The organism is Mucilaginibacter sp. P25 (genome assembly GCF_050859465.1).
GTDB classification, from domain to species: Bacteria; Bacteroidota; Bacteroidia; order Sphingobacteriales; family Sphingobacteriaceae; genus Mucilaginibacter; species Mucilaginibacter gossypii.
Genome location: NZ_CP193937.1, coordinates 3496222 through 3510510 on the forward strand (window position 1 = coordinate 3496222; position 14289 = coordinate 3510510).

Annotated in this window: 16 protein-coding genes; 10 read left to right on the top strand and 6 right to left on the bottom strand. The window is 43.1% G+C overall.

Annotated features, from left to right (window positions below; genetic code table 11):
* Positions 1-15 precede the first annotated feature (15 nt).
* The 5 genes from ACRQ5D_RS17610 (at position 16) to hmpA (ending at position 3084) form a co-directional block, all read left to right on the top strand.
* Positions 16-474 (top strand): RrF2 family transcriptional regulator, encoded by a 459-nt coding sequence (locus ACRQ5D_RS17610; RefSeq protein WP_432326075.1) that lies wholly within the window; start codon positions 16-18, stop codon positions 472-474.
* A gap of 347 nt (positions 475-821) precedes the next feature.
* On the top strand, positions 822-1208 hold the full coding sequence (locus ACRQ5D_RS17615) for a group III truncated hemoglobin (protein WP_091163130.1): 387 nt from the start codon (positions 822-824) through the stop codon (positions 1206-1208).
* A 31-nt stretch (positions 1209-1239) separates the two neighbouring features.
* Positions 1240-1533, top strand: a complete 294-nt coding sequence (locus ACRQ5D_RS17620; protein WP_091163131.1) for a cupin domain-containing protein — start codon at positions 1240-1242, stop codon at positions 1531-1533.
* A gap of 1 nt (position 1534) precedes the next feature.
* Complete coding sequence (locus tag ACRQ5D_RS17625; protein WP_091163132.1) at positions 1535-1831, top strand: hypothetical protein; 297 nt, start codon at positions 1535-1537, stop codon at positions 1829-1831.
* 38 nt (positions 1832-1869) lie between these two features.
* Positions 1870-3084 carry an NO-inducible flavohemoprotein gene (hmpA, locus tag ACRQ5D_RS17630; RefSeq protein ID WP_256337342.1) on the top strand — a complete coding sequence of 405 codons (1215 nt, stop codon included), beginning with the start codon at positions 1870-1872 and terminating at the stop codon, positions 3082-3084.
* Positions 3085-3290: 206 nt separating this feature from the next.
* On the opposite strand, the gene ACRQ5D_RS17635 is transcribed toward hmpA, so the two are convergent.
* Together ACRQ5D_RS17635 and ACRQ5D_RS17640 are read right to left on the bottom strand one after the other, a co-directional pair.
* A complete protein-coding gene (locus ACRQ5D_RS17635; protein ID WP_432326077.1) occupies positions 3291-4256 on the bottom strand; it encodes a polysaccharide deacetylase family protein in 966 nt (321 codons plus the stop codon).
* A complete protein-coding gene (locus ACRQ5D_RS17640) occupies positions 4142-4630 on the bottom strand; it encodes a polysaccharide deacetylase family protein (RefSeq protein WP_432326079.1) in 489 nt (162 codons plus the stop codon). The genes ACRQ5D_RS17635 and ACRQ5D_RS17640 overlap by 115 nt, the downstream gene beginning before the upstream one ends.
* 156 nt (positions 4631-4786) lie before the next feature.
* On the opposite strand from ACRQ5D_RS17640, the gene ACRQ5D_RS17645 reads away from it, so the two are divergent.
* Genes ACRQ5D_RS17645 through ACRQ5D_RS17665 form a run of 5 tightly spaced genes read left to right on the top strand, consistent with a single transcriptional unit; the run spans position 4787 to position 11326 of the window.
* Positions 4787-5464, top strand: coding sequence for a hypothetical protein (locus ACRQ5D_RS17645; RefSeq protein WP_431200090.1), 678 nt, complete (start codon positions 4787-4789; stop codon positions 5462-5464).
* Positions 5424-7457: an MG2 domain-containing protein gene (locus ACRQ5D_RS17650; protein ID WP_432326082.1), complete on the top strand. Its 2034-nt coding sequence runs from the start codon at positions 5424-5426 to the stop codon at positions 7455-7457. Before ACRQ5D_RS17645 ends, ACRQ5D_RS17650 begins: the two co-directional genes overlap by 41 nt.
* On the top strand, positions 7457-8971 hold the full coding sequence (locus tag ACRQ5D_RS17655; protein WP_432326084.1) for a hypothetical protein: 1515 nt from the start codon (positions 7457-7459) through the stop codon (positions 8969-8971). Before ACRQ5D_RS17650 ends, ACRQ5D_RS17655 begins: the two co-directional genes overlap by 1 nt.
* Positions 8893-10506: an alpha-2-macroglobulin family protein gene (locus tag ACRQ5D_RS17660; RefSeq protein WP_432326086.1), complete on the top strand. Its 1614-nt coding sequence runs from the start codon at positions 8893-8895 to the stop codon at positions 10504-10506. The genes ACRQ5D_RS17655 and ACRQ5D_RS17660 overlap by 79 nt, the downstream gene beginning before the upstream one ends.
* Complete coding sequence (locus tag ACRQ5D_RS17665) at positions 10472-11326, top strand: hypothetical protein (protein WP_432326087.1); 855 nt, start codon at positions 10472-10474, stop codon at positions 11324-11326. The genes ACRQ5D_RS17660 and ACRQ5D_RS17665 overlap by 35 nt, the downstream gene beginning before the upstream one ends.
* A gap of 490 nt (positions 11327-11816) precedes the next feature.
* Here the strand turns inward: ACRQ5D_RS17665 and ACRQ5D_RS17670 are convergent, their stop codons facing one another.
* The 4 genes from ACRQ5D_RS17670 to ACRQ5D_RS17685 all read right to left on the bottom strand — a co-directional run bounded on the left by ACRQ5D_RS17670 (position 11817) and on the right by ACRQ5D_RS17685 (position 14283).
* Positions 11817-12176 (bottom strand): carboxymuconolactone decarboxylase family protein, encoded by a 360-nt coding sequence (locus tag ACRQ5D_RS17670; RefSeq protein WP_432326088.1) that lies wholly within the window; start codon positions 12174-12176, stop codon positions 11817-11819.
* Positions 12161-12370 carry a hypothetical protein gene (locus ACRQ5D_RS17675; RefSeq protein ID WP_432326089.1) on the bottom strand — a complete coding sequence of 70 codons (210 nt, stop codon included), beginning with the start codon at positions 12368-12370 and terminating at the stop codon, positions 12161-12163. The genes ACRQ5D_RS17670 and ACRQ5D_RS17675 overlap by 16 nt, the downstream gene beginning before the upstream one ends.
* A 15-nt stretch (positions 12371-12385) precedes the next feature.
* Entirely contained in the window at positions 12386-12931 is a 546-nt protein-coding gene (locus tag ACRQ5D_RS17680) for a carboxymuconolactone decarboxylase family protein (protein WP_091163136.1), read from the bottom strand.
* 77 nt (positions 12932-13008) lie between these two features.
* A complete protein-coding gene (locus ACRQ5D_RS17685) occupies positions 13009-14283 on the bottom strand; it encodes an MFS transporter (RefSeq protein ID WP_091163137.1) in 1275 nt (424 codons plus the stop codon).
* Between the last annotated feature and the right edge of the window lie 6 nt (positions 14284-14289).

Below are 14289 nucleotides of genomic sequence, written 5' to 3' on the forward strand. Positions count from 1 at the left end.
TTGCTTTATAAAGCAATGGGAATATTTTCAAAAACATGTGAGTATGCGGTAAGGGCGGTATTTTTTATAGCCCAGCGCACCGCCGACGGTAGTAGGGTTGGCATAAAGGAAATAGCCGTAAACATTGATTCGCCCGAGCATTTCCTGGCTAAAATACTTCAGGATTTAAGCAGAAGAGGTATCATTCAATCCGTAAAAGGCCCCAACGGCGGTTTTTATCTTGATGCACAAAGCCTGGCCCGCCCGCTATCAGATGTAATAGAAGCAGTTGACGGCGGAGGCATATTCAGGGATTGTGGTTTAGGATTGAAAGAGTGTTCATCAAAAAATCCATGTCCCTTACACCATGATTTTTTAGATGTAAGGAACCGTTTACAAAACATGCTTGAATCTATCACCATAAGCCAGTTCAATGAAGATTTGAACCTGGGAATTGTAGTACTAAAAAATAAATCGCCCGCCCGAAAGACTTAAGGCGCGGTCAAAGCATCAAATTTAGTAAATTAAATAAAATCTGGTGTTGAAATAACTAACTAAAGGATAAAAAGGTATTAATATATTATATAAAAACCAAATTAATACCTCAAAGAAATCCGATGAGCTTTGAGGTGATATGAAAAGTAGGAAGACTTACGAAATTTCAAAAACTTCATAAGTCTGGGCTCTGCAACTTGTCGCGAATAGCCGGTTGAAATACACTAAATGGTCTTTTTACGCGCTATTCTTAGACCGGTTTACACTGGCAAGGTGGTTAGGCTCAATGGAATAATAATTGTGATGGTTACTGCTAAATAGCGTGTATTTCAACAAATAAACAACTAATGAACGATATAGAAGACCTAACATCAATTAAGATACTGGTTGATGAATTTTACACCAGGGTGCGTCTCGATGAACTATTGGGCCCCATTTTTGCCGAAGTTATAAAAAACGACTGGCAGCCGCACCTTGATAAAATGTACGCCTTCTGGAATGCCGCTTTGTTTGGTGTTCCGGGGTTTAAAGGTAATCCTTTTGCGAGGCATGCGCCGCTACCTATCGGTAATGCTCATTTTGATCGCTGGCTGGATCTGTTTAAAGAAACTGTTGATGCTCATTTTGCCGGTCCTATGGCCGATGATGCCAAGAACAGGGCGGGCTTAATGGCGGTAATGTTCATGAGTAAGCTGGCCAATATGAAGGGTGGATCAGGAAGAGTTATTATGTAGCCGATATTTCCAGATATAAAAATCAAATGTTATGAAACAACTTGAAGTAAACGAACACTTCCAGGTGGTTAAGGTTGAGCTTACCGCAGGTGCAAATATGAAAAGGCACATAGCTACTTCAGATGCCTGCCTGATTGTAGAGGAGGGGAACGCCCTGCTCATCTACGCTGGCGAAACCTATGAACTTGGCAAAGGCGAAACTTTTCTGATCCCTGCCAACGAGCAGCATATGCTTAAAATAATCAATGATTTTAAGGCCTGGATTGTATTGGCTAATGGCGCGAAGATCAAATACCTTGAAGCTGATAACATTTACATTAATTGATATGATTATAGAACAAGTGCGGGGGCAAATGCCCTTGGCTACAGGGCCGATAGTTAAAATACTAAAACAAGGCAGTCACTATAAAGTGATAGCAATCGGCCTTAAAAAAGGAACGGTTTTAAAGGAGCATAAAACCGCTGTACCCGCCACGCTGATAGTAACCGAAGGAAGCGTGTTGTATAAAGAACATGAACGCTCGGTTGAGTTGAAGCGCGATACTGATTTCGAAATACCAATAAATGTGCTGCACAGTCTGCTGGCCCTTGAGGATAGTATTTGCCTTTTGATACAGGGTTAAACAGGCACAGCAATTAATTATAAATATATACTGTTAAAATGATGATTACTAAAGAACAAAAAGAGCTGGTTAAAGCCACAGTGCCTGTATTGAAAGAGCATGGAGTATTATTAACAACTCATTTTTACAACCGGATGTTTACTCATAACCCCGAACTTAAAAATGTGTTTAACATGGGCAATCAGCAAAACAGCAAACAACAAACCGCTCTTGCCATGGCTGTACTGGCTTATGCCGAGCATATAGAAAATCCGGGCGTGTTAATGCCCGTGCTTGATGGCATTGGTCAAAAACATACAAGTCTTGATATTAGGCCCGAGCATTATGCTATTGTTGGCGGTCACCTGATTGCCTCAATCAGCGAAGTATTGGGCGATGCCGCTACACCCGAGCTGCTCGAAGCATGGACTGTTGCTTACAATCAGCTGGCGGCTATTATGACTGGCCATGAACAAAACCTTTACAGTAAACAAGTGGCTAAAAAAGGTGGCTGGACAGGCTGGAGACCATTTGTGGTAAAACAGAAAGTAAAAGAATCGGCAGAGATCATTTCCTTTTACCTTTATCCCGCGAACGGTGGAGCGGTACCGGATTTTACGCCCGGTCAGTTTTTAAGCGTGCGTTTGTTTTTGCCCGAGCTTAACCTGTTACAACCCCGTCAGTACAGTATTTCAAGTGCGCCTAATGGTGAGTATTACCGGATTTCGGTTAAACGCGAAGCTGGAACTGAATTGCTTGCCGATGGCATGATCAGCAACCGCCTGCATAATTTTGTTAATGAAGGTGATATCATCGAGGTATCTGCACCGGCAGGTGGCTTTGTACTAAATGGTGATGGTGACCACCCAATAGTTTTCATTAGCGGCGGCGTTGGCCAAACCCCATTAATGAGCATGATGGAAAGCCTGATTAAAAGCGGCAGTAAACGACCAAAAACCTGGGTCCACGGTTGCCGCGACAAAAATGTACATGCCTTTAAAGAAGTTATTGAACATTGGGAAGGTAAAAACGAAGAGGTTAAAAAGCACATTTTTTATAACCAGATTGAAGAAGGGGTGACTGATGATTTATATGAAGGCTGGGTTGACCTGAGCCAACTGGGTGATGAGATATTTGAGCCTAATACAGAATATTACATTTGCGGTCCGGCTGGCTTTATTGAACTGCATTACCGCGAGCTCGTTAAAAAAGGGATCGATAAACAGCTGATCCATTTTGAGGAGTTTGGCCCGCAAACTTTGCAGCTGAATTAAGCAGCGTTTTAAAATGTAGAGACGCATCACATGCGTCTCCCGCATGCAAATTCTTGAAGTTAATGATTACGAAGCGGCTTGTCATATGTGAGACGCATGTGATGCGTCTCTACCAGTAAACAAACTCTAAAAGTAATAGTTATTCGTGCTGAAATAAGCTGTCTTTCACATTGGCTATTTCAGCACGAAATAACCATCCAACATTATTATCCTTTCTTCAGCGTTACTACCGCTTCATTTGGTTGAGCCTGGTATAACACGTAAGTGCCCTGGTCATCTTTAGCTGTACTAATCTTTTTGCTTTTTTTGCCCTGGATAACTGTTGTGCTTGTCCAATTGGGTGATACATAGGTTTTGAGCGTCACCGGCAAATAATACAATTTACCATCGAGGTTATGGCTCACCTTAACCTGAATACTGTTGCCATTTACCGAAGCCACAGCTTTACCGTGCTCTCGCTCGCGCATGTAGCGGGTTACGTCGCCAAAGGTGGCTACCCAAAGTTTATCGTTTTTGCTTTTGATGTATTGGAAATATTCATCGAGCAGAGTGCTTGGCAAGGCTTCGTAACCCATGCCGTCAATCCCATGGAAAACAAGTACCAGCCAGGTATTGGTATGATTAAGCGTAGTATCAACCCAAAGCTTCATCATAGGTAGCGGTGTTTTTGTAGTTGCGCCGCGCTGCCATTGAATATAATCTTTATCTGTTGAGCCGGGTGTTTGTTTGCTGGCGCGATCAATTTCCTTTAACCATGGTTCGGGCATGCGATTACGCAGTGCCGGGTAAATTTTAAGCGCGTAGCTCATCACCCGGTCGTTTTCAAAACCGTACGGGCACTCGGCCGAAAAGGTATGTTTAGGGCCAAGCTGGGCCAGGATATCGGCCTTACTTTTTTCCAGTTCCCAAAGCAGGTTTGGCTCATCAAGTCCGGGCATACTGGGGTGGGTGATAGAATGACTGGCAAACTCGTAACCTTTAGCCGCATCTTTTCTGAAATCATCCCAGGTTGAACCTATGGATTGTTTAAACTCATCGTTAGGTTCATAACCTGGTTTCAACTCGCCATTGCGGACCTTGGCATAGATGTCATCCAGCACTTTAAAAGCTTTTTCCTTTTTACCGCTATCGTACAAACTTCCGGCCTGCGTATGCGAAGCGATGGTACCCATATAACCCAAATACCCTGTGGCCGAGCATCGCTCAAAAAGTTCTGATCGTTGGTTGGTACGATTGCCGATTCTTTGATGATCTCTTTTACCGGGCGACCAATAAATCTCCCATGGTATTTGGATCCGGGAATGGAACCTGTAATGATGAAAAATGTGGCCGGCATTTTTAGGCGTTCCATCACAGGGAGGGCTTTTCTGAACTGGTTCATGGAGCCGTCATCATAAGTAAGGGAAACAGCTCCGGTTTTGCCGTATTGCCATTTAGTTATTTCGGTTGTACCCGCTTTGGTTTGGGCATTGCTTTGCAAGCTTTGCAGGCCGATAAATGCAGTGAGCAGCAGGGTTTTAATTGGTTTATGATTGGTGGTTAGCATAACTAAAATTAACTTTTTAAATTAATTTACAAAGTAATATTGCTGTTTCAATTGGCAGTATATGAGGTCTGAAAACTATTTATGGAAAAAGGTTTGTCATTGCATCTTAAGGGTAGAGTGATTGATCAACCGTTAAAAAACGTTAAATTTTAACCTATGGATATTTTATATCTTGGTACGTCGTTTAAACATCAACCAAAACCATTATCCAGCATGTTACCACAACCTGCCAAAACCCTTGCCTGCTTGCTTATCTTAAGCTTAATTATTTCGATTAACCCGGTATCGGCACAAACTAAATATGACGTGCTCAATTTCCGGATCGATTCACTGGCAGCCGTAGGTTTGCCCAAATCAGCATTGAAGGAAGTTGATAAACTCGACAAACTGGCCCATGATGAAAAAAATGCCCCTCAGCAGGTACACGCGGTAATTTATAGAATGACTTTTCAATCATACATTGAGGAAGAAGCATTGGTGTCTATTATCGCCCGCTTAAAAGCTGATATTGATAAGGCGAAATTCCCCGTAAAGCCGGTGCTGCAATCAATGCTGGCCGAAATGTATTGGAATTATTACCGGGAAAACCAATACGAATACAGCCAGCGCAGCCACCTCGAAAAGCATAGTGACGACTATACCAAGTGGGACCTGCAAACTATTATTTCTGAAACAGCCAGGCAATACCAGCTTTCGCTTATGGATGCAAAAGAAGAGCAGTCCACGCCAATTGGTGTGCTTGACGGGGTTTTAGACGGTGATAAAAGTATCCGCTATCTGCGGCCTACGCTTTATGACCTGTTGGCACAACGGGCATTCGAATTTTTTAGCTGATGAGCCGGAAGTCATCAAACCTAAAATGGCTTTTTCGGTAAATGATCCGGCCTTTTTTGGTGATGCCCGTTCATTTGTCGAGATAAAGATCCATACTACCGATACCGCTTCGACATGGTACAAGGGTATTAAATTACTGCAGCAGATAACGGCCTTTCATTTGCATAAAAATAATGATGAAGCCCTTGCTGATCTTGAATTGCAGCGCCTGAAGTTCCTGCATGAAAAGTCTGCATTAAGTAATGCGGACTCATTATACTTTACAGCCTTAAAACAAATAGCCACAAGCTACGCCGCTAAGCCGATAAGCGCCGAGGCATTGGTGCTTATCGGTAGTTACTACAGCGGGATAGACAGTTTGGTAACTGCCCATAATTATTATAAAAAAGCTGCAGAATTATTTCCCAACAGTGTTGGCGGTAAAAACGCGGTGACTTACATCAGGGAATTAGAAAATGAAAATTTATCTGCCCAAATAGAAGAAGTATACGCCCCTGGCAAACCTTTGCTGGCCAGCTGGCAATATAAAAATGTTAAAGAGGCAAAATTTGCTATCTACAGTATTACCGATGTCCAAATTGAACAGTTAAAAAAAGATGGCAAACAGAGCGAAGATCAGGATTTAATGATCTCAAAACGGCTGTACAATTTTGTAAGTAAATTAAAACCTGTGGAAACCGGCGGATTTTCGTTACCCGGTCCGCATGATTACCGGAGCCATAGCACTGAATTTAAGATAAACCCGCTTAAGGCCGGTAATTACATCCTTGTGATTGATGATACATTGTTAAACAAATCTCCTTTAGCGGCTATGGCAAAATTTAGGGTAAGCGGTTTAGCTTATGTTACCAGGCAAAGGCCGGATGGGGTAAAGGAGGTCAGGGTGCTGGACCGTGATAGTGGAAAGCCTTTAAAAGGTGTAAAAGTTGATGTATACAATACCTATAATGATAAAGGGAAAATATTACGAAACGCTATTAGCAATGGCGTTTCGGACGCTGAAGGTGTGTTTACCTTTACCTGCAAAGGAGATTATTATAATGTAAACCTGTCAACAGCTAACGATAAATTTGCTGATCAGAATAGCTATGTATCGGGCTATCTCGAAACAAAACAACCTGCCGCCCAGCCTATTGAACGTACTATTTTATTTACCGACAGGCAGATCTATCGTCCGGGCCAAACCGTTTATTTTAAGGGCTTGCAGATAAGCACTTTGAATAACAAAAGCAGTATTGTGCCTAATGAGCAGGTTATAATTACCTTATTTGATGCCAACCGGCAAAAACAAAGCAGTCTTAATCTTAAAACTAATGAGTATGGCACAGTAACCGGCTCGTTTATTGTACCTCAGCAAGCGCTGGGCGGCATGATGTCTGTAACTACCGATCATGGATCGGCCTTGATTCGGGTTGAGGAATATAAGCGGCCTACCTTCCAGGTAGCGTTTTCGCCGGTTAAAGAAACTTACCGATTTAACGATTCCGTTCACATCAACGGAAAAGTTACTGCGTTTTCGGGATATGGCCTTTCAGGCGCTAAGGTAGCCTATCACGTAAAACGGGTTGCAGCGTTTCGGCCCTATTATGCAAAAGTAAGGGGCGATAATTTTACGGGGGATGACAATGTGGAAGTAACATCAGATACTATTAGAACGAATGATAATGGTGACTTCCAATTTACCTTTAAGGCTTCTGCCGGTAACGGACAACTTCAGGATATGTTTAATTATACCGTAACTGCCGATGTTACCGACGGAAGCGGCGAAACCCAATCGGCCAATACGGTTGTTAAGGTGAGCAATAATGTGCTTGACCTGGATCTGTCAGTACCTGAACAATTGTCGACAAAAGATAAAACCACTATCCCCGTAAAGCTTAGCAACATAAATGGGCAGCCGCAAAACGGCGTTTTAAATGTAAGGGTTTATTCACTAAACCAACCCGAGGGGTATTTAAGAAGCGTTTGTGGGACGCTCCCGATCAATACCTGATGGGCGCCGATGAATACAAAAGGCTGTTTGAAGGTTATGCCTATAAACAGGAAGATAAACAGGATAATTGGCAAGTAAATAAAACAGTTATAGAAACCGATGTAAAGGTTACGGACACTACCAATAGCCAGCTTGATCTGGCAGCGTTAAAAAAGCAGCCAACCGGTGTTTATGAGCTGATTATTAATGCCAGGAGCAATAATGGCGACACCACATCGCAAACCTATTACATAAAAGTTCATACTGATCCGGCCAAAGCACCCGATATGGATAGCTGGGTAACGACTATCAATGATGAAGTAGGAAAAGCCGACGATACGGCTGAGTTTTGGCTGGGCGTGACGAGGGAAAGCAATATACTTGTTGAACAATATGAGGGCGCCAAGATGCTTTCGGCAAAATGGCTTACTGTTGGTGCAGATTATCAGCAAAGCTTAAAAATAGCTGTACCTGCAACCGCTAAAAATAATTTCGCGGTACAGTTTTTAATGCTGAACGATAACCGTCGGTATAGTTATTACAAGCAGATCAAAATAAAAGATACTGCCTCGGCCCTGAATATTCGATTACTTACTTTCAGAAATAAGCTGCAGCCTGGTGAAAAAGAGCAATGGAAATTACAGGTATCGGCACCCGGTAAAGAAAAAGAACAGGCCGAATTGCTGGCCGGCATGTATGATGCCTCGCTTGACGATGTTGCAACATCTCAAACCTGGAATAAACAATTATCGGTCTACGGTGGCAATGATCCCCAATATTTTAGCTGGCAGGCTTACGACGAATTTGTAAAGGCTACTGATACCTATGTTTTTAATAATCTCCAATATTATCGTCCACGCATAGTAAGTTTTGATTATGAAACCCTTAATTGGTTTGACTATAATTATTTCGGCGGCGATAATTATGGTTATAATACCTACATCGAATCGGTAAAGCAACATAAAACAGTATCGGCTAAAGATAAGCGGCTCGAGGGATTGTATCTTAAAAATTCGGCACTTGTAAAAAACGGCGTGATAGTAAGCGGTAGGGTTGTTAATGTGTTCAATTTGCCCATAACGGGTGTTAAAATCGCTATTAAAGGTACAAGTATCAGCACACAATCAAACTCATTAGGATTCTACAAAATCAAAGTACCGCGAAATGCTACATTAATATTTACCGGTAAATACCTGGTTGAAAAATATATGACACCTCCGGTAAACGGCTATTTACGAATGAGTTTAGAAAAATTAGACAAAATAAGAATTAACGGAAAAGATTATATGCGTATTGCTGATCCCGGTGTGAAATCTCAAATGGGAGAGCCTAACCAGTACATTAACATAGATGAGCCGGTAGGTAATAGCGATATGAAGGGGTTTGTAGAAAACGATAATAATATTGTGGGGGGCTACGGGGAAAAGTACCCGGCATGCAGGTTGTTAACCGTTCTATGGGTTATTTTTCTAACGTACCATTGCGGGAAATACAGGCTAATGTTCCGAAATTTGATAAAGAACTATTATCTGTAGGTTATGGCTCCCTAAAACCAATCGCCACCCGCAAAAACTTTAATGAAACAGCTTTCTTTTACCCGCAACTCCGTACAGATGAAAAAGGAGAGGTATTGATTGAGTTCACCATGCCCGAGGCACTCACCAAATGGAAGTTCAGGGCTTTTGCACATGATAAACAGCTACAGCTTGGCTATACCGAGGCAGAAGTGGTTACACAAAAGCAATTGAGCATAACCGCCAATATGCCCCGCTTTTTACGTGAAGGTGATACGGTGGTCGTTTCCGCTCGGTTAGCTAATCTCGAAGGAGAACCATTAAAGGGACAAGTGGAGTTACGGCTCTTCAATGGCATTAATATGCAACCTGTAGAACTATTAACAAATAAAGATGATGCACAACAAAAGTTTGAGATCGGCGCTTCGGCAACTAAATCAATTTCTTTTAAACTGGTAATCCCGCCCGGGCTTGATGCACTTACTTATCGTTTAACAGCTGACGTGGGTAAATACACCGACGGTGAAGAAAATACTATCCCGGTATTGCCAAACCGCATGTTGGTTACCGAAAGTATGCCGATGATGGTGCGGGCTGGTCAAAGCAAAACGTTCAACTTTGATAAGCTGATCAATAACAGCAGCACTACGTTAAAAAGTAAAACCCTCACGCTGGAATACAGTCAAAATCCAGCCTGGAATGCTGTGCAGGCCATTCCTTATATGATGGAGTTTCCGTATGAGTGTTCGGAACAATTGTTTAGCCGTTATTATGCCAATAGCTTGTCGACAGATTTGATCAGTAAAATGCCGCTGATCAAGCAGGTATTTGATCAGTGGAAAAGTGGCGACAGTAAAGAATTGCTCTCCAATCTCGAAAAGAACCAGGAATTAAAAACCACACTGCTCGAAGAAACACCATGGCTGCAGGATGCCCTTAGCGAGTCGGAGCAAAAGAAAAGGATAGCCCAGCTTTTTGATCTCAATAAAATGAGCTACGAAATGAAGGCTAACTTGGATAAACTGAAACAAAAGCAATTACCGAACGGCGCTTTCCCCTGGTTTGGGGGCAATTATGCCGATGATTACATCACCCGCCATGTTTTGGAAGGAATAGGACAGCTTTATCATCTGAAGATAGCCACAGCTGATAATAAAATATTAAAAGAGATTGCCGGCAAAGCGCTTGGGTATATGGATGCCGGGCTGATAAAACAGGATAAAGAAGAGAAGAAACAAAAGGACTATCAAAAAAGAGAGATTGGTTACGATGAAGCCCATGCGTGGTACGTGCGGAGTTACTACACTGATAAGCAAATGGAACCGGCGTTAAAATCTATCTTCAATAATTATCTGAAACGAGCCGAAGATCAATGGGTAACGCGAAGCATTTATGAGCAGGGGATGATAGCCCTTACCATGGTGCGTAACGGCAAACCATTGGTTACAAAGGCCATCATTAAATCGTTGATGGAAACGGCACAAACTTCGGACGAGAATGGGTATGTACTGGGGAAAAAACATGGTGGGTTATTACTGGCACCAGTCGCCAATTGAAACGCAAAGTTTAATGATAGAGTTGTTCACTGAGGCTGGTAATAACGCGAAAGCGGTTGAGGAAATGAAAATATGGCTTATGCGCAAAAAGCAAACCAATAACTGGAAAACCACCAAAGCGACTGCCGCTGCAGTGTATGCACTGCTATTAAAACAGGAAGACTGGCTGCAAGGTGGCGCTGCATCTGAAATTAAGCTGGATAATAAACCGCTCGCCAAATTAAAGCCGGATGTTAAAGCTGATGCCGGTACAGGCTACATAAAAACCAGCTGGATTGATGAGCAGGTAAAACCAGCATTGGGCAAGGTGGAGGTCAAAAATAACGGAAAATCCATCTGCTATGGTGCTATGTACTGGCAGTACCTGGAGCAAATGGATAAGATCAACCCGTCGCAAACGGATATCCATTTGGAGCGTAAGTACTTCATCAAAAAGCAAACAGATGCAGGCCCCGTATTGCAGGAGGTTGATGTAGCGCATCAGCCTAAAACCGGAGATTTGCTCAAAGTGGTGGTGTATTTAAAAGCCGGTCGTGATTATGAATATGTGCAGCTTAAGGATCTTCGCCCGGCAGGTACGGAGCCTGTAACGGCTTTATCGGAATATAAATACCAGGATGGTTTATCATATTATCAGGTATCTAAAGATGTAGCAACCAACTTTTTCATTAGTTATTTAAACAAAGGCAGCTACGTATTTGAATATGAATTGCGGGTAGCACAGCCTGGCAATTTTTCAACGGGGATTACCAGTATCCAATGCATGTATGCGCCGGAGTTTAATGCGCATAGTGAGGGGAGCAGGGTGGTGTTTAAATAGAAGTTTTTTTAAGCTTTTTGTCGTTTCGATAGAGCTTGGGGGAATGAGTATAGGGGCAAAAGAGAAATCTTATGAGCCCGGCTGAGCGGTTTTGCAAAGTCCGCTTAGCAGGGTGTATAAGATTTCTCCCTGCGGTCGATGACAAGGGATACGCGAAAAAAACAGTTAGATGAATTGAAAATTAGCTGATAATATTATACAAAAGGGGGGTAACACTTTTTTTGTATAAAAAACGATTAATTATCTGATTGTTAAATATATATGTAAGTGTTAGCCCTGAATTCTGTTAACCCTGTTAACCCCCTTTGTTAGTAAATCCAACTCAAACTCTATATCACTTATTAACTGAATAAGAAAAAAATGAGGCTAATCCTGATTTGCGGTACAGCTTCATAGTATATTCGATTCAAAGGATAGAGCAGCGTTTAATAACAAAAAAACAGCCCGAAGTTAAAAACTCCGAGCTGTGGGCGTGATAAAGCAGTAGGTATTAAGCTTTTTTAAAAATGCTTGATATATAACCAACTTCGGCACGTTCAGGTGCCCGGTCGATATAGATCTGACGGTCTCGCGGTGCCCAGGTTCCCAATCCATCAACATAGCGGTTGAACATACAAAATGCAGCCGCAATCAATACCGTATCGTGGATCTCCTTATCATCGGCGCCTTCTGCACGGGCGGCCTCAATCTGATCGGTGGTTACGTGTTTCCCACCTTTTTGTACGCTGCCGGCAATAGCTAATAGTGCTTTGATCTTTGGTGAAAGATCAGCCGTAGAAAAATTAGCTTTGATAGCATCTATCTCGTCAATATTGCAGCCAAGGTAGTGCCCGGCTACAGCGCCGTGCACATTCTGGCAAAAAAACAATCGTTAAGGTAGGATACATAGGTTGCAATCAGCTCCCTTTCGCCACGCGATAATGAATTGTTATCATCACGAAGTAATTGCTCGGCAAGGGCATTCAACGGGGCCTCTGTTTCCGGACTATAAAACATCAACCCACGAATGCCGGGCAGATCGTTATTTAATTCTATATGTGCCATATCTGTCAGGTTAAATTAATGCTGTGGTTGTGGTAATACGTAACCTTTAGCCATACGTTTTCCCATTTCGACGTAAGCTTCTGGATCGGTAGGGGTAAGGCTGGCAAGCCCGTCAACATAGCGGTTAAACATACTGAACGCAGCTGCTATCAATACCGCGTCGTGGATCTCACGGTCGGTAGCTCCTTCTGCGTGTGCGGCGTCAACGTCTTCCTGTTTTACTTCTTTTCCTAATATCTGCACTTTACCGGCAATATTCAGCAAAGCTTTTAGTTTGTTGCTGATGGGGGCTTCGGTCATATCGCGCAGCACTTCGTCAACAATAAGGGCGTCATCTTCATAAAGGCAACGGGCGGCAGCGGCATGACTGCTGTAGCAAAATGTGCAGTTGTTACGATATGATACATAAGTGGCTATCAACTCACGGTCGGCCGGACTTAAGGTTGATTCTCCGCGTAATAACACTTCGGCCAGTTCATACAAATACTGACCGGTTTCGGGCCTGAACATTACCAGCGAACGGATGCCCGGAACGCCTTCGGGTACATTGATGTGTGCCATATTTTTAATTAGTGAATTAGTGAGTTATTGAATTAGTGATTTTTTTAATTTTCTTCTAAGCTTTCGGCTTTAAGCCTTCAGCTTTTTGCTTTTTCCTCGCCTTCGGCTTTCTCCCGTACAAATAATACTACCAGTAAGCCAATTATAAATACCAGTGAAAAGATGAATAAAGCGTTACCGTAGCCACCCAGGGTTGATACCAGTACCCCTACAAATAAAACCGCAGTAGCTGTAAATATTCGCCCGATGTTGAAGCAAAAGCCAGTTGCAGTTGCTTTGATGCCGGTTGAAAATAATTGTGGAATATAGGCTGATAATACGCCCTGGCTCGCCCCGAAAAATAGCGCCAGTATGATGATCTCGATGTAAACTGCTGCACTGAACGTGGTATTGGTTTTAAACAGGATAAATGACATACCCGCGCAAACCGCGAAACAGATCACCATGGAGCGCCTTATAGATAACAGGTTAACAAGCCATCCTGAAAAGAAACCACCGGTTAACCCACCCATACCCATACACATCATGCTCAGGCCGCGTTCTTTTGCGGCATCATGGTCGGTAATCAGGCTTTGCACCCAGGTAGGTAGCCACGAAAATATGGCCCATAAACCTATCAGCATTGTACCGAAGGTTAAGGAGCCAACAATAAGCTCGCGGCGATGGCTTTTAGAGAGGAGCTTGTTCAAGGGATTTTCGCGGTTGACGATATCGTTACGGTAGTTGAGCCAGTTTTCAGATTCATTCAAAACCAGAGCGCCTATCAATGCCAGTGCAAGAGGGATCGCCCCGACAAAAAAGCCCGACCGCCATGATGATACAATAAAGTTGATTAGCCCTGCAGAGAAAATACCTATCGGGAAAGCTATGGAAAGAATGCCTATGATCACTGCTTTGCTTTTGGCCGGCCAGACTTCGCTCACCAGCGTTATGGATGTTACCAAAACGCCGCCTACGCCAAAACCGCTGAAAAAGCGGCAACACAGCACGCCCCACCAGGTTGGCATTAACCCGGTTAAAATGGTAAATACGCCATAGCTGCCAATGGCGAGCAGCAGGGCTTTTTTCCGACCCATTTTATCGCTGATTACCCCCCAGGTAAACCCACCAAAGGCCCAGCCGAATATAAAAATGGCATTGATATACCCGCTGATGGCGTTGATTTCATTGGCCGGAACGGCACCCTGTAGATCCTTTACCACAACAGGCAGGTAAACCGACATCAGCGTGGAAACCGAACCGCCCAGGGCAGTACTAAAAAAACAGATCACAAACAGCACCACCCTATAGGCGGCACTGAGGTTTGTTTGAGGTTTTACAAGCTGCTGTTCTTCAATTGCTAAAGTGCTCATGTTGTT

What these genes read in the sequence shown, in the direction of transcription:
- ACRQ5D_RS17610 (WP_432326075.1), top strand. Translation starts at nt 16, where the DNA reads ATGGGAATATTTTCAAAAACATGTGAGTATGCGGTAAGGGCGGTATTT.
- ACRQ5D_RS17615 (WP_091163130.1), top strand. Translation starts at nt 822, where the DNA reads ATGAACGATATAGAAGACCTAACATCAATTAAGATACTGGTTGATGAA.
- ACRQ5D_RS17620 (WP_091163131.1), top strand. Translation starts at nt 1,240, where the DNA reads ATGAAACAACTTGAAGTAAACGAACACTTCCAGGTGGTTAAGGTTGAG.
- ACRQ5D_RS17625 (WP_091163132.1), top strand. Translation starts at nt 1,535, where the DNA reads ATGATTATAGAACAAGTGCGGGGGCAAATGCCCTTGGCTACAGGGCCG.
- hmpA (WP_256337342.1), top strand. Translation starts at nt 1,870, where the DNA reads ATGATGATTACTAAAGAACAAAAAGAGCTGGTTAAAGCCACAGTGCCT.
- ACRQ5D_RS17635 (WP_432326077.1), bottom strand. Translation starts at nt 4,256, where the DNA reads ATGGGTACCATCGCTTCGCATACGCAGGCCGGAAGTTTGTACGATAGC.
- ACRQ5D_RS17640 (WP_432326079.1), bottom strand. Translation starts at nt 4,630, where the DNA reads ATGCTAACCACCAATCATAAACCAATTAAAACCCTGCTGCTCACTGCA.
- ACRQ5D_RS17645 (WP_431200090.1), top strand. Translation starts at nt 4,787, where the DNA reads ATGGATATTTTATATCTTGGTACGTCGTTTAAACATCAACCAAAACCA.
- ACRQ5D_RS17650 (WP_432326082.1), top strand. Translation starts at nt 5,424, where the DNA reads ATGACCTGTTGGCACAACGGGCATTCGAATTTTTTAGCTGATGAGCCG.
- ACRQ5D_RS17655 (WP_432326084.1), top strand. Translation starts at nt 7,457, where the DNA reads ATGGGCGCCGATGAATACAAAAGGCTGTTTGAAGGTTATGCCTATAAA.
- ACRQ5D_RS17660 (WP_432326086.1), top strand. Translation starts at nt 8,893, where the DNA reads ATGGGTTATTTTTCTAACGTACCATTGCGGGAAATACAGGCTAATGTT.
- ACRQ5D_RS17665 (WP_432326087.1), top strand. Translation starts at nt 10,472, where the DNA reads ATGGTGGGTTATTACTGGCACCAGTCGCCAATTGAAACGCAAAGTTTA.
- ACRQ5D_RS17675 (WP_432326089.1), bottom strand. Translation starts at nt 12,370, where the DNA reads ATGGCACATATAGAATTAAATAACGATCTGCCCGGCATTCGTGGGTTG.
- ACRQ5D_RS17680 (WP_091163136.1), bottom strand. Translation starts at nt 12,931, where the DNA reads ATGGCACACATCAATGTACCCGAAGGCGTTCCGGGCATCCGTTCGCTG.
- ACRQ5D_RS17685 (WP_091163137.1), bottom strand. Translation starts at nt 14,283, where the DNA reads ATGAGCACTTTAGCAATTGAAGAACAGCAGCTTGTAAAACCTCAAACA.